We start from the raw sequence: 20,289 nt of genomic DNA, 5'->3' as shown, positions 1-20,289 counted from the left end.
ACTCATTGGGTAACACTTAAGCCTATGCCTAGAAGTCAGATCAGCCACCCTAAACCGTTATGGGGGAATGCTCTCTTTTTTGGTTCTCTCATGTGGCTACTGAGCCGATTAGTTATTGCTGCAACCATGTTGGTGATTGCCCCCTCGCTACCGGCTCCACCGGGAGGGATGGTTCCCACGGCTGATTGGAGCGTCTTCTCTTACTCAGACAGTCCCAGGTACGAGACAATTGCCACGGGGGGTTATGAATACGGTAGTGATGCCCAGCAAAAGTACAACATTGTATTTTTTCCTCTATTTCCCATGCTCACTCGTGCCGTGATGATGTTGGGGTTACCCTTCGATGCCGCAGGTACCCTCGTCAACAATCTCGCGTTTTTGGGTGCTTTGATCGTTCTTTACCGTTGGGTTGAGGAGCAGCATGGTAAAAGCATCGCTCGGTGGGCGACTGGAGTCTTAGCTTGGTGTCCGCTTTCTCTATTCGGGAGTGTAGTTTACACGGAAGGGCTGTTTCTGTTGTTCAGTACCGCCGCTTTAAGAGCCTTCGCTCAGCAGCATTATAGCTGGGCAACTCTCTGGGGTGCGATCGCCACAGCGTCTCGCGTCACGGCAGTGGCGCTGATCCCCACATTTCTGATTGTGGCATGGAGAGAACGTCGTCCGGTACAAGCTTACATAACCAGTGTGTTTGCACTCAGCGGACTGCTTCTATTTATCTTATATTGTGGGGTTCATTTTGGAGACCCCTTAGCCTTTGTTCATGCTCAGCGAGCATGGCGAGACACCGCCGGGATTAATTGGAAAGATTGGCGCAGAGACTTGATTAGAATGGTGATCGGCATGGCCAATTTAAAGCAGCGCTCGATTGTAGAACCCTGGCATCCGTTACTCTTTTTGATGATTGTGGTAAGCGCCTATTTCCTGTGGCGCTTTCGCAAAAAGTTGAGTTCTACCATCGTCTTCTATGGCATTTGCACCCTATGGTTTGGGTTATGGCTGCTCGATGGTGATGCGTTAATTCTTTTTGTTTCAGTCTTCGGTGGTGCTTACCTGTTATGGCACTTACGCTCTCAACTGGAACTCCTTGTCCTCACCTATGGTTTTTCTTCCTTAACATTAATCATGGCTTCTGGTGGTGCGGCATCTGCTCAGCGTTACGCCTATGGTATTGTTTCACTGTCGATCGCGCTGGGTATCTTACTCGAACGCTATCCTCGTTGGGGATACGCTACCCTGGTCTTTTTTACAATTGTACTGGTCAACTTTGCGTTACGATTTTCCCAGCATATCTGGATCGCTTAGACTCAGTTTAATATCACTACATTTTTTAAGGAAGAGTTATGCTGACACAAGCATCGACGGCTAGTCTTATTCGTCAACAGCACAATTTTTTTAACGCAAATCAGACAAAAGATATCTCTTTTAGAGTTGCTCAATTAAAAGTTTTAAGACAAGCAATTTTAGAAAATGAGGCAGCTATTACACAAGCCTTACATTCCGACTTAAACAAGTCTGAATATGACGCTTATGCCACTGAAGTAGGAGTTTGCCTAGAAGAAATCAAATTCGCGCTTAAGCATATCAAATCTTGGACCAAACCCAAGAAGGTTAACACTCCATTGATTGCCTTACCCGGTTCATCCAAGGTTTATTTTGAGCCATTAGGCGTTGTTCTGATTGTTGGTGCTTGGAACTACCCCTTTCAGTTAATCATATCTCCTCTGATCGGTGCGATCGCGGCGGGAAACTGTGCAATTCTCAAACCTTCAGAAATTGCCGCTCATACGTCTCATCTGTTAGCTGAAATAATACCGAAATACTTTGACCCATCTTTCATTGCTGTCGTGGAAGGTGGGAAAGAAGTTACCCAAGAGTTACTCGAAGAAAAATTTGACCATATTTTTTTTACGGGTAGCACTGAAATCGGAAAAATTATCATGAGTGCCGCGGCTAAACATCTAACCCCCGTGACTTTAGAATTGGGTGGAAAAAGTCCTTGCGTTGTAGATGCTGAAACTCAGTTGGAATACACAGCAAGACGAATTGTTTGGGGGAAGTTTCTCAATGCGGGTCAAACCTGTATTGCGCCTGACTATTTGTTAGTCGATCACAAGATTAAATCCAATTTATTGGGACACATTAAACAATGTATCCGAGACTTCTATGGAGCAACCCCATCCACCAGTCCTGATTATGCCCGAATAATTAACCAACATCACTTTAACCGCCTCTGTAAGTTCCTCGGTTTTGGTGAAATTATCATTGGCGGTGATACCGATTCTACAAACCTTTACATCGCTCCCACCGTTATTGATCAAGTGGATTGGAACGCGCCAATCATGCAAGAAGAAATCTTTGGCCCCATTTTACCCGTTCTTGAATACACTGATTTGAATGAAGCGATCGCACTCATCAAAGCTCGACCTAAACCCCTTGCGCTGTACCTTTTCTCCCACAACCAGCAACATCAACAGCGAGTCTTACAGGAAACCAGTTCTGGCGGTGTTTGTATCAACGATACTGTTCTGCATGTAGCCTTTCCCCTTTTGCCGTTTGGCGGTGTGGGGAGTAGTGGTATGGGTCGTTATCACGGTCAGGCCAGCTTTGAGACGTTTTCACATCAAAAAAGTTTACTCAATCGCTCTTTTCTGCTAGATTTAAAATTAAGGTATCCTCCTTATCAAGGCAAGCTCAAGTTATTGAAAAGGTTGCTGAGCTAAATATACATGCATTAGTGATTTGAATCACTAAAAAAAAATCTTTTAATCACTTAGAACTAATTACTACTATCACCTAGCTCAATCCACAGAATCACAGCTTCTTTCCCTCAAAGACGCGATACTTCTTAGAAAGAAGAGAACACAACAAGAACAGGCGTCATGTCTACGATTCGTGAGATTGTTTATCAGGTGCTTCAATCCGGGTATCTAACCGTACAAACCGAAGAGCAACTGCGACAAATGTTTGCGGTTCGGTACGACCTAGATGATATTGAGGCTTTAACTCGACTGCAACAAGCCACTACCTATGGTCGAGTCAAGCAACAGTCCCGTGAGTTAATCCACTGCTAAGGGGAAACCCGAAAACAGCAGCGTAGGGTGCATTGCGGTGCACCCTACAAGTAGAGTTTTGCCCTAAGTCCTGTCGAATTAGGGATTGGGATATTTTCACTACAGACCCAGTCCCCAGTGCTTTCACGGCAAAACCACGACAACGGTTCCCTTAAAAACTGTAGCGCTCTTCCGCCCAAGGCTCTCCTCGACGGTGGTAGCCATTACGCTCCCAGAACCCTAACTCGTCGTGATCGAGGAATTCTAAGCCGTTGAGCCATTTAGCACTTTTCCAGGCGTATAAATGGGGCACCACTAAGCGCAGGGGGCCACCATGCTCTGCGGGGAGTGGTTCTCCAAACAAGGTGTGGGCAAAAAAGTTTTCTTCCCGCACAAAATCTTCGAGGGGGATATTCGTCGTGTAGTCACCGTAGCAGTGTTCCATGACGTGAGTGGCCTTGGGATCGACCTCTACTAGGCTCATAAAATCGGTCACTTTGATGCCTGTCCATGTCACATCAAGTTTTGACCAGCGTGTCACGCAGTGAAAATCAGCGGTGAAATCGTGTTGGGGCAACGCCATAAAGTCAGACCAGCTAAAGGTCTTGGGTTGGGCTAAGCCCCAGACGCGAAATTCCCAGGTTTGGAAGTCGATTTGGGGGGTCTGACCATAAGTCAGCACGGGGAAACCTTTTGTGAGGTATTGACCGGGAGGAACGCGTTCGTTCTGATCTGATTCTGGTTTACGGAAGAATTTCCCTATCATGATTCCAGTAGAGATAGTGATATGGGTACTAATCACACCGTAGCGTTGAATTTTGCCATCAGGGCAAAATTTACGTCAACAAAAAGACCCCCCAAGCCTGTGCCGACTCTCCATTTGTTAGTGTTAGCTTTCTTCCTCTTGTTCCTCTTCGGTCGGATAAACAAAGGAAGAGCGTCCACTCAAAACGGCCTTGCCGAGAGACAGGGCTTTTTGAGCTTGCAGTGCCGCCTTGCGCTTCCAAGTCGCTTTGCGTTTGTCTCGTTTCGATTTCGAGGTTTTCTTCTTAGGAACAGCCATGTCAGTTCAGAATTTTTGACAACCTTTCCATTTTAGGCGATTGCCTCCAGAAGTTTGACCGGCTTGAAGCGGCTAGTTCCTTAGGCTAGATGATTAGCGCCCAGAAGGGGGAGGCGGCAGGGGCACTCGCTGGATGGGTGCGCCGGGAATATCAGGGATTTGGTTATTAGCCGGAGCGGCTGGCGCAGCAGGTGAAGCTGGAGTAGCGGGTTGATTAGGGGCGGCGGGTTGATTAGGTGCGGCGGGTTGATTAGGGGCGGCGGGTGGTGCTGTGTTAGCAGGGGGAGAGGCTGGGATAATCCGGCGGTTTCCACCTGGGAGTTCGATGACTCTGGGGCCAGTCGGGGTCTGTGGCGTCGGGGTAGCGCTTGGGGATGGCATTGTCATGGGCTGAGGGGTTCCTCCGGGTTGAGTTCCAGGGTCTTCCGAAGACGGGTCAAATCCCAGTAGCGTGTCGGTATTGGGGAAGTAGGTGATCCAACGCTGGGGATCAGGGCTGCTTCTCCAAGATGGGCGGGTGACCTCTAAGGACAATAGCGGGACAATCGCACCATTATTTTGCCCCATCAGCGTCACCGCTACGTCTGTCACCAAGATGTCTCGGTCAAAGCTGCGCTGAGCGGCTGCCCTAGCCACAGCCTCGGCACGACGCAGGAAGCTTTGGAAGGATTCGCCAGTTTCACGGGTGAGGACAACGTTCAGACGAGCGGTGTAAGCTTGGGCGCTGGGCGGCGCGACTACAGAGGTCGTCAGCCAACTGACACTGACAAGACCTAATATTGCCATTAAACTCAACGGCGCAATCTGTTTGTGAGCGATAGCTGGAAAAAACTCGTCAGAAGCCTTCTTCAGCGGCGCAGAAATGGCTGACAAAGGATTGACAAACCTCGGTTTAAATTTAAACATACGCCCCACTCCCTGGTTAGTCTTGAACGTTAGCGTTTTGCGTGAGTATTTTTGATGATAAATACCCTGATTAATAAATTTCATCTATAGGATAAAGGAAAAATTATAGACTATAGACCGATTAGCTCTTTGGGGTTGGCATTCGCTATAAACTTAGGGCATCTTAATTAAATGCCAAACCTAACCGATCTAATCACCTCATCAAATAGCTGAAAACAAGAGCATATGGCAAATCACGCTTGTATCGCAATCGGCATCAATCACTATCAGTTTTTACCCCCTCTCAACTATGGGGAAGCCGATGCACAGGCGATATGGCAATTTTGGATGAATCAAGCTGAGGTGCCATCCAACCAGTGTTTGTTGTTAAGTGACACATCGCGTTTGATGGGTAACCAGTCCAGTTATCCAACCCGGGACAATATTTTGTCCGCTCTGGAGAGGAATAGCCCGACTTCAGGGAATTCAGCTAATTGGCGTTGGTTCTTTTTCAGTGGCTATGGTGTCCGTTGGGAACAGGTTGATTACTTTTTACCCATTGACGCTAACCCAAAAGATATTCCCGGAACCGCCATATCTGCGCGTAGTCTCTTAGCCTCCCTCAAGGCTCAAGGCGATGAAAACCTCCTCGTCTTCTTAGACATCAACCGCTCACCTGGACTGCAAGCCGGTGCGCCTGTTGGGTCGGAACTCGTAGAATTAGCACGCCAGATGGGAATTGTCCTCGTGCTCTCCAGCCAACTCGACCAATTTTCCCACGAAGCGGCAGGACTGGGTCATGGCTTATTTACGACGACACTTTTAGAAGCCTTGACCTACTATCACACGGACACGACGTTGGAGAAGTTGGAACAGTATCTGCGCGATCGCCTACCGGAGTTGAGCCAGCACCACTGGCGACCGATTCAAACGCCGTTGCTCGTGATTCCACCCCAAACCAATAAACAACAGCGGATTTGGCCTACAACCTATTACTCACGAGGGCTTGAGCCGAATCCAGTTAGCCATTCTATGACGTTTAGGTCTGCAACCCGATGGGACGCTGAAGACGCCGAGGAAGATTATTCCTACAACGGAATCGGCACCCCTAGACCAACCAGTGTGGTTTCGGTTTTAGAGACACCCACGAATACCTCTTCAATCCCAGTAACCACCACCCATCAGACGGAATCAATGCCTATGGCGATGGTTCCCTATACAACCAATTCCTCTGAAGCGGCGGGTCGTCAAACACGCTGGTGGCAACAACTGCTCCTTTGGGGAGGCGGTGCTGTCCTGGTTTTAGCGCTGATGATTGTCGGTGTACTATTCCGCAACCGAGATGCTTTTACCGATCAGCCAGTTGTCGAGACATCCACGGTGAAAGACGCACCGAGTACCTCATCCCCGGCAACAGAGCCACTCTCGCCTCAGACAGACGCGGAAGGCACCCTTAATCCGACAACTGCATTACCCCAGACAGGCCAGCCAAGTCGTCTTCAAGCCAATCAAGAAACATTAGATCAGGCAAGACACTTGCTCCGACCGAATCAAGCCTCTTTATTTAATAAGGCCATTGTTCAAGCGCGTCAGGTTAAACCGAGCGACCCCCTGTATCCAAAGGCGCGGCGAGATATTACGCGTTGGAGTGGGGTGATTCTGGATTTAGCAGAGGGACGAGCCAAAGCTGGAAATTTGGGGGGAGCGATCGCTGCGGCTCAATTGGTTCCCAAAGATGACCCGTCTGTTTATGGCAAAGCGCAGCAGACAATTAACCGATGGAAAGTTCTTGCCACCCAACAGCAGCAAAACAAAACCCTGATCCAAGAGGCTAAACAACAAATTGAACCCAATCAAGCCTCATCTTATAGCCGCGCTATTACCACCCTGCGTCCAATTTTGCCGGAGCAGCCGGGGTATGGCGAAGCCCAACAGTTAACCGCTCAATGGAGCCGTACTATTTATTTAATCGCTCAGTCGCGGGCATCGCGAGGGAAGTTACAAGAGGCGATTCAGTCAGCCTCATTAGTTCCAGCCGGCACCCCCTCTGCGGAGGCGGCTAAAGTAGCGATCGCCAAGTGGCAGCAAGGCAAGCGTTAATCGGCATGGGGAGTGGAGCCAAAAATCCTAGCCTGCAAAATCCAACTATCCCCGGAGCGGTTCGCTCGTCAGCAAAGGGCGTTCTGGGGTGGGTTTTGGCTGCTGTATCGGAATCTCAATCCGGAACTGGGTTCCCTGTCCGAGTTGGGAGTCACATCTAAAGCTGCCTCCATGTTTTTCCACCACAATTTGGTAACTAATGGAAAGACCCAAACCGGTTCCTTTCCCAATAAGTTTCGTTGTAAAAAAGGGGTTAAAGATTTTCGAGAGCAGCGCTGGATTAATCCCAGGACCATTGTCGGCAATTTCAATGACAACGTGAGAAGACGTTGGTAAGGAGGATGGCGAATTTTCTCGATTCCTGTCTCCTCTTATCTCTAAGTCCACTGGCTTGACACGAGTCGAGATCGTAATCTGACTGTGATGAATCTTCATTCCCTCAGCTATGCGACTGGTATGATAGTCCTCTAGAGCGTCAATGGCATTACTTAGAACGTTCATGAATACCTGATTGAGCTGACTAGCATAGCACTCAACCATTGGCAATTCACTATAGGTTTTAACCACTGTAATACCCGGATAATTGGGCTTTCCTTTCAGGCGATGTTGCAAAATCAACAGCGTACTGTCGATGCCTTCATGAATATCAACGGGCTTCATCTCCGCTTGATCCAGTCGGGAGAAATTCCGCAGAGAAAGTACGAGGTTGCGGATACGCTCCGAGCCAATTTTCATCGAAGCCAAGATTTTGGGTAAATCTTCTTGGAGAAAGTCTAAGTCGATTGCCTTGGCATACTCATCAACTTCAGGGTTTGGAGTCGGGTAATACTTCTGATACAGATGAAGCAGATTCAACAAATCATGAGCATACTGATTGGTGTAGGTTAGGTTGCCGTAGATAAAGTTGACGGGGTTGTTGATTTCGTGCGCTACACCCGCCACCAATTGACCCAAACTGGACATCTTTTCCGTTTGAATGAGTTGAGTCTGAGCTTGCTTGAGATTCTCAAGAGTGAACTGAAGTTCTGCTGCCTGTTGCTCTTTGTCTTCCAATAATCCTGCTTGCTGTAAGGCAATACCCAGGTGAATTGCAACCTGTCGAGCAAACTCAATTTCCGAAGTGTCCCAATAACGTGAGCCCGTGCATTGATAGATACAGAGCAATCCCCAAAGTGTATCCCCTTTGGGCAGTGGCACCATCAGCGTCGAGCGGACGTATAACTGCTCCAAAATTTTGATGTGACAGTCGTTTAAACCTGCATTGTAGATGTCAGGAATGGCCTGAATCCAACCAGAACGATACTTCTCCCCAAAGCAGTAGTCTTGAATGTTACGGTTCGCCTCAGGCAATCCGGCTTGAATGTCTTCAGACACTACTTCTCCGTGATCGTAGCCAAACTCAGGAGCAAAGCGAAACACAGCTACCCGGTCAGCCGCGAGTAGCCGCCGGACTTCTGTAGTTGTTGCCTTGAAAATGGCTTTGACATCTAGGGATTCTCTAATTTTGGTAATCACGCCAAATAAGGCTTGTTGTTGTTGGGCAACAATCGCCAGTTGTTTGGCTTGCGCCGTCGCTGTAGCGGCAGCAGTACGGCTTTGTTCATAAAGTTCAGCTTGCTGAATCGCCACAGCCGCTTGGTCAGCCAATTGTTGGAGTAGATCGATCTCAAAGGCTTGCCAGCTACGCGGAGCATGACATTCTTGGGCAATCAGGAATCCCCACAGGGGCTGTTCCCCCTGATTCTTCTGGGGGCTTGTCGGAGTACAGGTACAGCTAAAAATATCTTGGGAATGATAAGCCCCCATTCCAATCGGGACAATTAAGGCGGCTTGGATGTGGAAACGCTGCAAAAACTCTCGCTGAGCCGGTGGAAGGGGGGCACGGCTGACATCGCTAATCACGCGCACTTTGCCTCGTTTGTTCGGTTGACACTGTGTCTCTAGAAAGTACCCATGAGGGTCACTTGCACCTAAAGTAGAGAACCAGTCGCCGTTAATCGACTCGACAATCACTGTACCTTGAGCGTTATCAGCAAACTGGTAAATCACGACTCGGTCTGTATCGAGCAGGGAGCGCACTTCTCGCACAATGGTTTGGAGAATCGTGTTCAGATCGAGTGTGCTGCGGATTTGGCTAGTCACTCGTTCCAAAGCGCGCCCCTGTTCCAGCGCTTGTTGTAACTTTGCCGTGCGTTCTTCGACTTGGCGTTCCAGGTTAGCGTTGAGGGACTGCACCAGAGAATAGAGTTCATACTGCTCGATCGCCATGGCAAATTGATGACCTAAGGCGACTGCTAATTCAATGTCCTGACGTGTCCATTCCTTGGCCTGACCCCGTTTTAACTCGCGCCAAACTTCAAACGACTGCCTGGGAAGCCGTTGTTTTTCACTAGGATCAAAGCGTCCCGCCCACAACGTTTCCGTATCGATTTCGGGACGAAAAATGCTGAGATAGCCGAGGAAGGAGGAGCGATAATACAAAGGCATCACGAGGACTCCTCGAATCGTCGTGAAGCGGAAGGCTGGGGTGAGGGTGCGCCAATCAGGAATACTATACAAATTGCTCACGGTTAGCGGCGAACAACTTGGGAAGAAGGGCAGTCCTTTGGCGCTGAGAGTGGGTGATGAATCGATGCGGGGGTTCCCAGGTTGGGCTGGGAAATTCTCTCCGGGTTTTCCTCGTTCTGCGAGTAAGAGGGTGTTCTCTTCCTGGCAGGACGCCCAGGCGGTAAAGACAGGATGCTGTTCGATGAAACTCTCGGTTTCTCCAGTCAGAGGTGCCAGTTGAGTTCCACAGGTCAACACTTCCGCCTTATCATCGGTGGTGTAAGGGGCGATGTAGAGTCTGCCGCCACAACCTTGGAGGGCGGCGACCGTTTCTTCGAGTGCAGCAGAAAGCTCAATCGTTGGTAGAGAATGCAACAGCGTGGCAACTCGGTTCGTTGTTGCTTCCACAAAGTGCTGTTGCCTGGTTTTCGCTAACAGATGGGACTGAGCGATCGCAATGGAAACCTGATCGATCGCCCACTGCATCACTTGTAGTTCCCGTCGGGATATCACACGCAGTTGGATGCTGTGACATACCAATAGTCCCCAGAGTTGTTCCTTGGCGTGTGGAGACTGGATATTGTTATGCACGATCGGCAAAACCACTGTAGATTGAACCCCCATCGCCGTGAGATAGGCGGCGTGACAAGAGTCTACAGGGCAATATTCAACCAGTTCCTCCAGGGGTGTTGTCTCTTCGCTGGTAATACAGCAATCAATGGGTAACCAACCAATCCGTCCCAATCCCACATCCACGAAGGAACATAGACGCTTCTCGATATACTTTTGGCGGGCTGTTTCCGGAATGTCATCGGCTGGAAAGTTTAGCCCTTTGAGGGAGGGAAGACAATTGTCTTGAATCGACTCAGCCATCACTTCTCCACTGCCAGATGCATGAAACTGATAAACGATGACCCGATCAGTTCCCAACAATGAACGAAGCTCAGCAACAGTCGCTGCTAAAATCTCTTCCAATTCCAGAGATTGGCGAATCCGATTGGTAATTCGGCGTAGCAAATCTTCCTGGCTTAGTTCTGGCTGTGGCACTGTCCTAATCTCTATAAAATTTTTTTCTGTCGTTATGCACCCAACGAATCGATTAAAGATGTACGATTATTTCTGCTTATCCGCATTGGGTAACTTCAAAGCAGACAAAGAGGTTTGTAAGAACAGAGAATCCTATCCAATTTCAGCCGATATGAGCGCTCTTTGAAATTTCTTCAACAATCCCCAAGAGTTAAGGTTTCCCTCTAATTTCTTGGGTTTAAGGCTATAGGGTCGCCGCCTGAAGAACATATAAGCTATCGCCTCATTGGTTAGAGAAAGTGGAGCTATCCTAGATGGAATCGCATTGAGGGTTATTCAACTATTCATGCATAAGACATGATCCCGAACAAGGTTTCAGTCGACGAGCCGACGGTAATAATACCTATTTTAGACGTGAAAACTTCTATTTACCGAATCCTAAAAAGGCTCAGAACGCGAAATTTACCTAGGCTCGCGTCTCCAGATTCCTCCTCACTGCCTTTTGGGAAAAATTTATTTTCTGGACAGACGCTGCCGAATTTCTTGACGAACATTCATGAGAATCTGACCCAGTTGGTTCTGACCTGTTTTTTCCTGACCGCAGCCCCAGTAGTAATCGGTGGGAGAGTCTTCGACAATCAGTTCTTCACCCGTATCAAGTAGAATAACCTGAATATCGGTATGAGTGAGAAACTTGCTCAAAACCCCTTGCCACATCACTTGCCGTTTTACCTCTTCCCAGTCACAACGCAGTTTGAGGGTGCGATCTCGTCCTATTTGAGCCGCTTCCATCGGTGTTTTCACGTCTCGAATCACTTGGATCAATCGTTCATTCTCAGTACGGACAAATTTTTGGGCTTGATAGTAATGCTCCACAGTTTGCCAATATAATCCCCCCACCTCAATCGGGTGAAGAGAGAAGTTGGAAAAGCAGCCGTAGGGGTCACTCACTTTATAAAAATAAATTGTCATGGCAAAATATACAGCTATCCAGAAGGGCGCTCTAATTCTACCGACCCCTCAAAGGATTCGAGGTGTTATGAGTCGGTGTGGCCTGAGGGTCGAGACAAGTTTCCTGTTATTTAAATATTGAGCGATGGCAAGAGTTTCCGCCAAAGCAATGACCAACCAGAGGATTGGGATGAGGAATTGTCATGAGTAGACTGGGTTAATTGGATATTACTTTAGGCGAATTGTCAACGATCTTGATGGGGATTTTTGGGTGATGGAGAACGATCCATAGGCATTAGAGATAGAAGGCGATGCAGCGTTGCCCCCTGATCTCTATGTATTGGTTCCAATTTTTCCAGAGTTAGTGTTGGTAGATAAACCCGTTTTAGTGATAGATGAAATGACTTCAGCACTCACCCCGACAGGCAAAACAAGGCCGTGAGCTAAATTTTCTCAGGCAAAAATTTATAGATTTAGACTTTAAGATGTCATATGGGCTTGCTCGAAGGGATGAAGCACTTCACAAAGAACATCTTGTATTCTGAAATCGCCGCCACGAACCTTTGGCGCTAGCATGAGACGTAACTCCCTAGTGTTCGCACAATTGGGAGCGATAGCATCCAAGGAGAGGAGATTACATGGGCGTGGCAGATGCTCCTGGTGTCACAAAGCGTCAAATGCATTAGCCACCAAGTCAACTAAATGGTGCTTATCCCATGCCACATTTCTAGGAAAGACCGATCAACACTCTAGTGGCAGCAATCCGGCACTCAGATAATACCAAGTCTGGGAATCAACAATTCCCTCCATCCCTAAACCGTTCATCTGTTGAAATTCTTTCACCGCCTCTTGGGTAGGCGAATTAAATTCGCCATCGATCTCAAGGTTAAAGCCCTTAAAATTGAGTAACTGCTGTAGAACTCTCACGGTACTACCAGAACTGCCTGGACGCAGAATTGGAAGCTTCAGGGAAGCTTTTTTGATAGGGGCTTGAGACATATAAGCTGTCGGCATTTGTAATCCTCCTTGAGTTAGATTTTTACTGATTTCAGTTAGGAGAGAGGACGGCTCTAGTCCTTCCTTCCATCAGGGAAATTTAGCATAAAGCTAATAAATTTGTTTGAGGGGATGTGATCAGCATGACGTGTAGGGCGAGCCGTCGGTTTCAGTAAGTGATTTTTTTTGCCGTAAAATAGCTTGAAATGCCTCTACTCACTTCTTGCATCACCCCCCTAACCTGCTCGTATGAGTTCCGGCTGATTAAGGGGAGAATCTAACTCCCTCCCCTGCTCAACCGGATCTCATAGGAGGAAAGGGCTGGGGAGGATTAAAAAGACTTAGTGTAAGAGCTGAGTCTACATAAAGCATTAACCTGAGTCCATCTTTGCAAGGGTGCTATAGTCATATCACCCTTCAATTGACGATTTATGCAAAAATCTTAGAAAATAACTTCTTCATGGCATCCTTCTTTTCTTCCTGGGAAGACTAACTTTAATTTTCTATCTCTTTTTTCAAAAAATGCAAGGTTCACGCACGAGTTTCGTGTGTATTTAAAATTATTAAAACTCAGCTCAATGGCTACACCGAGGAGCGTTGATTTACAGGTTATTCACCAGAAAAAGAATAATCTAAGTCCTTACAAGCGTGAGAGTTATTCTTTCGCTAACATCTTCTTATAAAAGAGGAGTCTTCTGGTTCTCTCCTTCGTCGCTAAGGAACCGGAGCGTTATTTTTTTGCGATCGCGCCTTCATTCCGATAAGCTGAAAACACCCAATAACCCAGTAGAAATAACATTCTATGCCCCTCGTAATCGGCTTAATCAGCGGCACATCGGTGGATGGAATTGATGCCGCCTTAGTAGAAATTACTGGTACTGATGTTGATTTAAAAATTGAGCTGTTAGCTGGTGCAACTTATCCCTACTCAGAAACGCTCAGAGAGCAAATTCTGCAAGTCTGCGCTGGTGCGGCTGTTTCAATGGCAGAATTGGCAGAGTTAGATGATGCGATCGCCCTTCAATTTGCCCAAGCGGCACAAGAAATACAGACGGGTCATCCCCCAGCCGACCTGATTGGCTCCCACGGTCAAACTGTTTATCACCGCCCACCTGTGAAACTGGGGAAGCAACAAGCGGTCGAAACGTTCCCCGTCTCCTCCCTGGGATACACTCTCCAACTGGGACGAGGAGAACTCATTGCCCACCTGACGGGTATCAAGACGGTAAGCAATTTCCGTGCGGCTGACATGGCGGCACAAGGACAGGGTGCCCCACTCGTGCCCAAGGTGGATGCTTACCTGCTTTCGTCGCCCACTCAGCACCAATGTATTCAAAATATTGGTGGTATCGGCAATTTGACATACCTACCCTTGCGTCAAGGTGACTGGATAGATAAAGTTTGCGGCTGGGATACGGGGCCAGGTAATACCCTTTTGGACTTAGCTATGCAGCATTTCACGGGGGGTAGCCAAACTTACGACCAAGATGGAAAGTGGGCAGCCAGTGGCACTCCCTGTGATGCGCTGGTAGAACAGTGGCTCAGTCAAGACTTTTTCCAGATAGCGCCGCCGAAATCTACAGGCCGGGAGTTGTTTGGCTGGGATTACTTTAACCAGTGCTTGGCAGAAGGCGAGGCGTATAACTTGACACCCACGGATCTGTTAGCAACGTTGACCGAACTGACGGTGAGGTCAATTGTCATGAGCTACCAAAACTTTTTACCCCAGATGCCCCAGAGAGTCCTTTTATGTGGGGGTGGAAGCCGCAATCTCTACTTAAAACAACGCTTAAGTGATCAGCTAGGATCGATACCGGTGCTAACAACCGACGAAGCAGGAGTGAGTGCAGATTTGAAAGAAGCGATCGCTTTTGCTGTTTTGGCTTATTGGCGTAATCTCGGTATCCCTGGTAATCTCCCCAAGGTAACTGGAGCAAACTCAGCCGTACTCCTAGGGAATGTCTATCCACCTCTTGGAGCGTGAACTTAGACAAACCTCCCTGTATGCCCTAGGACTCCGGTTATACTTAAATTTACTTGCTGCCTTTCATTCTCATTGATGCCGCTTGAGGCAATTGTTGAAGTTACGCTAATTACTGGTTGCAAGTGATCTGAGTGCGGAGAATGAGAGAGGCAATATTAGATAATAAGCAAAGGGTAACACCGTGGCTCACACCTTTTTATTGGAGGCAGGACGCTGGACACTCCAGGGAAATTGGCTGGAGCGCAATGGGATGCCAATTCCCGTCAGAGGTATGACGCTCATTGCCTGGGGTCGGGAAAATTGGTTTACCATGGTCACCAAGCTAGTGTTTCCCGACAGTGAGCGCGAGGATATATCTTTTCAGTATCGGGGGCGTCTTGACGCTGGCGAACGGCAGTATACCTTTGTCTTAAAACACAGTGTCTTAGGACATGTGGAAGGCGAAGGCTGGGTGACTCCAGAATCCATTGTTCAACGTTACTGGGTATTAGGCGATCGCCACCGCCGTAGCGGCTTTGAAACAAGCCATCGGCTCAATGAAAATACCTACTATCTGTCCAGTGGGATCATGGCGGGTCACTATTTGACCAGCACCATGGAGGCCACTCTAGAACGTCAGCCAGAGTAACGCGATGTTTCCAGTTGACTCTGGGGTGAGTTCGACTCAATGGAATAACTCTATTGGCAACGACTTGATAGATGTGTCTTGAACGACCATTTGTTCGGAAAACATGAAACTGTTAACGTGCTAGAACACTAGCCGCCTAATCTTGCTAAGTTTGTCGCCTCTTGTTTCAGGGAAAAATCCATCGATGGCAGAAGCAAGCAAGAAAGAAAATAGAAAGGCGAAAGATCGTAGATCATGCACGGCGGTTTTGGTTTGACAAATTCCCAACACGTCTTTAGCAAGACATCGCTGACTAGGTATCTTTAATTCAACTGCTTAAAGCTGCTAGAACAAAATCATGACAACAGACCCCAACTATGGTCGCTTAGTCGCCAATCGCTATCAACTGGTCAAGCTGATCGGCAAAGGCGCTATGGGTCGGGTTTATCAAGCCAAAGATATGCTTCTGGGCGGAGTCATCGTTGCAGTCAAATTTCTGTCCCAGACCTTGCTGACCAAAAAAATGCGCGATCGCTTTTATGGGGAAGCAACGATCTGTGCCATGCTGGGCGAACAAAGCAGTCACATTGTTCGAGTTAGGGACTATGGCGTAGATGAAAATGAGGTTTCCTTCTATGTCATGGAATACCTGGAAGGAGATAGCTTAAGCGAAATCATTCGACGGCAACCCCTCGCTTTATCTCGGTTTTTGAGTATGTCCCGCCAAATTTGTTCGGGACTGCAAACAGCTCATAGGGGCATCGTTCGGGATGGTACACTCAGCCCAGTCATTCATCGGGATATCAAGCCAAGCAACATTCTCGTTATTCAACCCGAAGACGACTCTCTCGAAGAAAAAGTCAAAATCCTCGACTTTGGAATTGCCAAGCTTCTCCAATCCGACGGCGATCAAACACACTCGTTTATGGGTACCCTCGCTTATTGTTCGCCAGAACAAATGGAGGGTAAAGAACTGGATAAACGCTCTGACATCTATAGTCTGGGTGTGATGATGTTTGAGATGCTGACTGGCGAGATGCCCATTCTGGGCGAAACACATTCCTTCGGCGGCTGGTACAAAGCTCACCACGAGTTCCCTCCTCGCTCCTTTGAATCGGTTAATCCAGACCTCAAATTACCAAAACACCTCAAGAAGCTGGTTCTTAGCTGTCTGGCAAAAGACCCCAACCATCGTCCTCAAAGCGTCGAGGAAATCCTGCGAGTCTTAAAATCTATACAGGAATGCCTTAAGCGGGGTGAACAGCTGGTTGGGGAATGGGGGGGTAAGGTGGACGAGCTGCCTCCACCTAATCCGCCAACCCAGGAGCGCAGTCGCTCAGCAGATGAAATTTGTCGGGCAACCTCCTGGCCGAAAGACAAACCCCAAGCGACAATTGTCTTTCCCCATATCCTTAAAGCCAACAATGAACCTTTAGCCACCCTTTGGGTGATGCTCAACAAAAAAGACATTCAAGACCGTTTGGTTAGTACGCGCTACAACCAATTCCTCTTTTTACCATCGCCCCATCCAATCGTACTGTGGATTACTGTCCTGCATAACCGCGAACACGGAGCTCGTTGGCTTCCTTGCTACCTAGACCTTAAAACCGATATCGGTCAGAAAATGGTGAGACTCTTAGGAGAAGCGGGAAGCTACCGTCTCTTATTCTTTGCTCTATCAGAACCCCATCAATGTGCTAAAGTGATGACCTCAAATATTGCCCCTGCTCAATGCAAATTGCTGAAAGATTGGGCGAATTCGAGTCAAACTTCAGTATCCTCTGGTCAATCTCAGTTAACTAAAAGGATTCTAAAACAGGAATTTGAGAAACTCAAGCCCAAAATTCTGCTGAAGCTAGAAGCCATTCATACCGATTCTCCAACTGATATTTCGGGCTAAGGGTTGAAAAGTCGAAGGTTGCAGGTTCAAACCCCCTTCAACCTTCAACCTGATCAGCTATTCCACATTTAACTTGCTCATATTAGGACAGGCTTTTCGGCCCATCCCACAATCCCACAAGAGTTTAAACAACAATGACAGTGCAAAATCGCTGTGGAAGAGCTTAATGTTTAACCTTGGTTAAAGCTGCTTCACTTGAGAAACTAGCTGCGCCACGACATCCTTGGCGCTACCAAAGAGCATCATCGTTTTGTCTTTGTAAAACAGCTCATTATCAACACCGGCAAAGCCCGTACTCATGCCGCGTTTAATCACAATCGCGTGCTTAGCCTTGTCCACCTCTAAAATCGGCATTCCGTAAATTGGACTCCCCGCATCGCTGCGAGCGGCTGGATTAACAACATCGTTGGCACCAATTACCAGAGCCACATCGGTTTCATCGAATTGGGGATTGATGTCATCCATATCGTAAAGTTGGGGATAAGGCACATTGGCCTCCGCCAAGAGCACATTCATGTGTCCCGGCATCCGACCTGCAACCGGATGAATGGCATATTTAACCTCAACACCCAGTTTATCCAACTGATCCGCCAACTCTCGCACGGCGTGCTGTGCCTGAGCTACCGCCATCCCATAGCCAGGAACAATCACTACATTTCGGGCATAGCCCAGCATCATTGCCGCTTCTTCCGCGTCAACGCTCTTGACCGTCTGGTCACTGCTGCCACTACCTCCCGCGACGCTAACGGAGCCGCTCGAACCAAAAGCACCGAACAGCACGCTAGCAATAGAACGGTTCATCGCTTTACACATAATCTGAGTCAGGATGATTCCCGACGCGCCGACCAATGCGCCAGCGATGATTAACATGTTATTCATCACGACAAAACCCGCCGCACTCGCGGCTAGGCCAGAGTAAGAGTTCAGCAGTGAAATCACCACTGGCATATCACCACCGCCAATTGGGATGACAAACAGCACGCCGAGTACAAGGGAGATGGCAACTAGTCCCAAGAAAATGGAGAGATTACCAGGTGTGGCGATGAGATAACCACCCGCCGCGAGAAAGCCAATCAAGATCAGGGCGTTGACGGGTTGTTGCAACGGAAACGTAATCGGAGCACCCGGAAGAAGCCCTTGCAATTTAGCAAACGCCACTAAACTCCCCGTCAGGGTAACCCCACCAATCAAGACGCCGAGAATAATCGTAATCGTGGCGTACAGGGTGACCGGTTCCCCACTACTCAACAAGCGCCAGAATTCCCCAATCGCTACCAAGGCAGAGGCCGCACCCCCCAGACCATTGAGCAAACCGACCATCTGAGGCATGTCGGTCATTTGCACTTTATAGGCCGCAATCACACCCAGCACTGAGCCAATGACCAGCGCCAAGAGAATCATCTGATAGTTTAGTACCTGCCGTTCTAGTAGCGTCGCCACGATAGCCAGCAACATGCCTACGGCAGCGATGACATTGCCCTGACGTGCTGTCGCCGGTGAACCCAGCTTTTTCAGGCCCAAAATAAATAGCGAGGCTGCAACTAAATAGCTCAGCTCGATCCCCGTTGGGAGAAAGTCGGTCATGCCTTCACCTCTTTCTTCTTAAACATTTGCAACATCCGATCCGTCACCAGAAAGCCACCTACCACGTTGACCATTGCCAGCACGATGGCAATTAAGCCCAAAATCACGGTGAGACTTGACTCTTTAGGGCCAGAGATGATTAAGGCCCCAATCACAGCAATGCCAGAAATGGCGTTGGCTCCGGACATGAGGGGGGTATGGAGCGTTGGCGGCACTTTGTTGATCACTTCAAAACCAACAAAAGACGCCAGCACAAATACAAACAAACTTGAAAGTAATGTAGCTGCTGTCATAAATTTACAGACGGTTTGCTGTTACTCAATGCAACAAATTAGAGAGGAACAAAAGGTGCTTCACACAGCTGTTCTAACCTGAACTAAGGCTTCCTTTACCCGTTGATTGAGAATCTCTCCGGCATGGGTAACACAAGTACTATTGATGATGTCGTCTTCAAAGTTCAGCTGTAACTCCCCATTTTTAACCAGGTATTGCAACAGGGTGGAGATATTCTTGGCGTACATCTGACTGGCGTGTACAGGCATAGAAGAAGGCAAGTTAATCGGGCCAATAATCGTAACCCCATTACGCACAACATCCTTACCGGGTTCCGTGCAAGCGCAGTTGCCGCCTTGTTCTGCTGCCAGGTCAACAATCACAGATCCAGGCTGCATCTGTTGCACCATTTCTTCAGTAACCAGTAATGGGGCTTTTTTCCCCGGAACCTGAGCTGTTGTAATTACAACATCGGCATTTTTAACATGTTCCGTAACAACTTCCTGAGTCCGCTGCTTTGATGCCTCAGAAATCTCCTTGGCGTAACCCCCTGCGGCTACGGTTTCTTCTTCGAGTGTCACTTCGACAAACTTAGCACCGAGACTCTGCACTTCTTCTTTAACGGCTGGGCGAATATCGAAGGCTTCCACTACAGCACCTAAGCGTCTAGCCGTAGCGATGGCTTGTAGACCTGCAACACCAGCGCCCATCACAAATACCTTGGCGGGTTTAATTGTACCTGCCGCCGTTGTCAACATGGGGAAAAACTTGGGTGCCGCCGCCGCCGCAATCAGTACCGCTTTGTATCCTGCTACACCCGCCTGAGAGGAGAGAGCATCCATACTTTGAGCACGACTGGTACGCGGAATCAGCTCCATACTAAATGTCGTGACTTTTCGATTCGCGAGTTGCTCAATCACCTCTGGCTGACCTAAGGGATTGAGGAAGCTAATCAACACACTCCCTTCCCGTAGTTGATGAACTTCATGCTCTTTCGGGAGGCCAACTTTTAGCAGAACATCGGCTTCACCCCACAATGCACTGACATCAGAGATGATTTTGGCACCAGCGGCTTCATAGGCATCATTACTGAAGAATGAACCCTCTCCGGCACCACTTTCTACCCAAATTTCTAAGCCCTGTTTCACTAATCGGGCAACCGTATCCGGATTTAAGGCGACGCGACGCTCACCGACTTCAATTTCTTTCGCGATCGCTATTTTCATGAACGCTCCTTGTGACTTAAGCTAGTGAGGATGAGTAAACTTACTTAAACAGAACTAGCCGTTTGAATTGGCAAGGCAGATATCTCTCTGGCGGCAC

16 protein-coding genes are annotated in these 20,289 nt (G+C 48.3%); 7 read left to right on the top strand and 9 right to left on the bottom strand.

What is annotated here, in order from left to right; genetic code table 11:
- Positions 1-24: 24 nt before the first annotated feature.
- The 3 genes from NDI48_28000 (at position 25) to NDI48_27990 (ending at position 3,071) form a co-directional block, all read left to right on the top strand.
- Entirely contained in the window at positions 25-1,302 is a 1,278-nt protein-coding gene (locus NDI48_28000) for a hypothetical protein (GenBank protein ID MEP0835011.1), read from the top strand.
- 38 nt (positions 1,303-1,340) lie between these two features.
- Positions 1,341-2,720, top strand: a complete 1,380-nt coding sequence (locus tag NDI48_27995; protein MEP0835010.1) for an aldehyde dehydrogenase — start codon at positions 1,341-1,343, stop codon at positions 2,718-2,720.
- A 159-nt stretch (positions 2,721-2,879) separates the two neighbouring features.
- Complete coding sequence (locus NDI48_27990; GenBank protein MEP0835009.1) at positions 2,880-3,071, top strand: hypothetical protein; 192 nt, start codon at positions 2,880-2,882, stop codon at positions 3,069-3,071.
- Positions 3,072-3,222: 151 nt separating this feature from the next.
- Here the strand turns inward: NDI48_27990 and NDI48_27985 are convergent, their stop codons facing one another.
- The 3 genes from NDI48_27985 to NDI48_27975 all read right to left on the bottom strand — a co-directional run bounded on the left by NDI48_27985 (position 3,223) and on the right by NDI48_27975 (position 5,019).
- Positions 3,223-3,816, bottom strand: coding sequence for a sulfite oxidase-like oxidoreductase (locus NDI48_27985; protein MEP0835008.1), 594 nt, complete (start codon positions 3,814-3,816; stop codon positions 3,223-3,225).
- Between the two features lie 123 nt (positions 3,817-3,939).
- On the bottom strand, positions 3,940-4,113 hold the full coding sequence (gene rpmF, locus NDI48_27980; GenBank protein ID MEP0835007.1) for a 50S ribosomal protein L32: 174 nt from the start codon (positions 4,111-4,113) through the stop codon (positions 3,940-3,942).
- 93 nt (positions 4,114-4,206) lie between these two features.
- The gene (locus tag NDI48_27975) at positions 4,207-5,019 is read right to left on the bottom strand and encodes a hypothetical protein (GenBank protein ID MEP0835006.1); all 813 of its coding nucleotides are present in this window, start codon (positions 5,017-5,019) and stop codon (positions 4,207-4,209) included.
- 225 nt (positions 5,020-5,244) lie between these two features.
- On the opposite strand from NDI48_27975, the gene NDI48_27970 reads away from it, so the two are divergent.
- The gene (locus NDI48_27970) at positions 5,245-7,098 is read left to right on the top strand and encodes a caspase family protein (protein MEP0835005.1); all 1,854 of its coding nucleotides are present in this window, start codon (positions 5,245-5,247) and stop codon (positions 7,096-7,098) included.
- 45 nt (positions 7,099-7,143) lie between these two features.
- On the opposite strand, the gene NDI48_27965 is transcribed toward NDI48_27970, so the two are convergent.
- From NDI48_27965 to NDI48_27955, 3 genes are all read right to left on the bottom strand, one after another.
- Positions 7,144-10,692 (bottom strand): GAF domain-containing protein, encoded by a 3,549-nt coding sequence (locus NDI48_27965; protein MEP0835004.1) that lies wholly within the window; start codon positions 10,690-10,692, stop codon positions 7,144-7,146.
- 492 nt (positions 10,693-11,184) lie between these two features.
- The gene (locus NDI48_27960; protein ID MEP0835003.1) at positions 11,185-11,643 is read right to left on the bottom strand and encodes an NADAR domain-containing protein; all 459 of its coding nucleotides are present in this window, start codon (positions 11,641-11,643) and stop codon (positions 11,185-11,187) included.
- A gap of 720 nt (positions 11,644-12,363) precedes the next feature.
- Positions 12,364-12,636 (bottom strand): peptidoglycan-binding protein, encoded by a 273-nt coding sequence (locus NDI48_27955; protein MEP0835002.1) that lies wholly within the window; start codon positions 12,634-12,636, stop codon positions 12,364-12,366.
- A 784-nt stretch (positions 12,637-13,420) separates the two neighbouring features.
- Between NDI48_27955 and NDI48_27950 the strand changes: the two genes are divergently transcribed.
- From NDI48_27950 to NDI48_27940, 3 genes are all read left to right on the top strand, one after another.
- On the top strand, positions 13,421-14,602 hold the full coding sequence (locus NDI48_27950; GenBank protein MEP0835001.1) for an anhydro-N-acetylmuramic acid kinase: 1,182 nt from the start codon (positions 13,421-13,423) through the stop codon (positions 14,600-14,602).
- A gap of 181 nt (positions 14,603-14,783) precedes the next feature.
- Positions 14,784-15,230: a hypothetical protein gene (locus NDI48_27945; protein ID MEP0835000.1), complete on the top strand. Its 447-nt coding sequence runs from the start codon at positions 14,784-14,786 to the stop codon at positions 15,228-15,230.
- A gap of 337 nt (positions 15,231-15,567) precedes the next feature.
- Entirely contained in the window at positions 15,568-17,109 is a 1,542-nt protein-coding gene (locus tag NDI48_27940) for a serine/threonine protein kinase (GenBank protein MEP0834999.1), read from the top strand.
- Positions 17,110-17,289: 180 nt separating this feature from the next.
- Here the strand turns inward: NDI48_27940 and NDI48_27935 are convergent, their stop codons facing one another.
- From NDI48_27935 to NDI48_27925, 3 genes are read right to left on the bottom strand one after another with little or no spacing between them, the layout of a single operon-like run.
- The gene (locus tag NDI48_27935; GenBank protein MEP0834998.1) at positions 17,290-18,693 is read right to left on the bottom strand and encodes an NAD(P)(+) transhydrogenase (Re/Si-specific) subunit beta; all 1,404 of its coding nucleotides are present in this window, start codon (positions 18,691-18,693) and stop codon (positions 17,290-17,292) included.
- Entirely contained in the window at positions 18,690-18,986 is a 297-nt protein-coding gene (locus NDI48_27930; GenBank protein ID MEP0834997.1) for an NAD(P) transhydrogenase subunit alpha, read from the bottom strand. The genes NDI48_27935 and NDI48_27930 overlap by 4 nt, the downstream gene beginning before the upstream one ends.
- 60 nt (positions 18,987-19,046) lie before the next feature.
- Entirely contained in the window at positions 19,047-20,192 is a 1,146-nt protein-coding gene (locus NDI48_27925) for a Re/Si-specific NAD(P)(+) transhydrogenase subunit alpha (protein ID MEP0834996.1), read from the bottom strand.
- Positions 20,193-20,289 lie beyond the last annotated feature (97 nt).

Source organism: Microcoleus sp. AS-A8 (genome assembly GCA_039962225.1).
Lineage (GTDB): Bacteria > Cyanobacteriota > Cyanobacteriia > Cyanobacteriales > Coleofasciculaceae > Allocoleopsis.
Note: the sequence above shows the minus strand (reverse complement) of the source record. Positions and strands in the feature narration are given on the sequence as shown.

Bases quoted from the DNA above. Each gene is read 5' to 3' on its own strand.
- NDI48_27970 (MEP0835005.1), top strand. From the start codon at position 5,245: ATGGCAAATCACGCTTGTATCGCAATCGGCATCAATCACTATCAGTTT.
- NDI48_27930 (MEP0834997.1), bottom strand. From the start codon at position 18,986: ATGACAGCAGCTACATTACTTTCAAGTTTGTTTGTATTTGTGCTGGCG.
- NDI48_27955 (MEP0835002.1), bottom strand. From the start codon at position 12,636: ATGCCGACAGCTTATATGTCTCAAGCCCCTATCAAAAAAGCTTCCCTG.
- NDI48_27935 (MEP0834998.1), bottom strand. From the start codon at position 18,693: ATGACCGACTTTCTCCCAACGGGGATCGAGCTGAGCTATTTAGTTGCA.
- NDI48_27975 (MEP0835006.1), bottom strand. From the start codon at position 5,019: ATGTTTAAATTTAAACCGAGGTTTGTCAATCCTTTGTCAGCCATTTCT.
- NDI48_27940 (MEP0834999.1), top strand. From the start codon at position 15,568: ATGACAACAGACCCCAACTATGGTCGCTTAGTCGCCAATCGCTATCAA.
- rpmF (MEP0835007.1), bottom strand. From the start codon at position 4,113: ATGGCTGTTCCTAAGAAGAAAACCTCGAAATCGAAACGAGACAAACGC.
- NDI48_28000 (MEP0835011.1), top strand. From the start codon at position 25: ATGCCTAGAAGTCAGATCAGCCACCCTAAACCGTTATGGGGGAATGCT.
- NDI48_27990 (MEP0835009.1), top strand. From the start codon at position 2,880: ATGTCTACGATTCGTGAGATTGTTTATCAGGTGCTTCAATCCGGGTAT.
- NDI48_27950 (MEP0835001.1), top strand. From the start codon at position 13,421: ATGCCCCTCGTAATCGGCTTAATCAGCGGCACATCGGTGGATGGAATT.
- NDI48_27985 (MEP0835008.1), bottom strand. From the start codon at position 3,816: ATGATAGGGAAATTCTTCCGTAAACCAGAATCAGATCAGAACGAACGC.
- NDI48_27925 (MEP0834996.1), bottom strand. From the start codon at position 20,192: ATGAAAATAGCGATCGCGAAAGAAATTGAAGTCGGTGAGCGTCGCGTC.
- NDI48_27960 (MEP0835003.1), bottom strand. From the start codon at position 11,643: ATGACAATTTATTTTTATAAAGTGAGTGACCCCTACGGCTGCTTTTCC.
- NDI48_27995 (MEP0835010.1), top strand. From the start codon at position 1,341: ATGCTGACACAAGCATCGACGGCTAGTCTTATTCGTCAACAGCACAAT.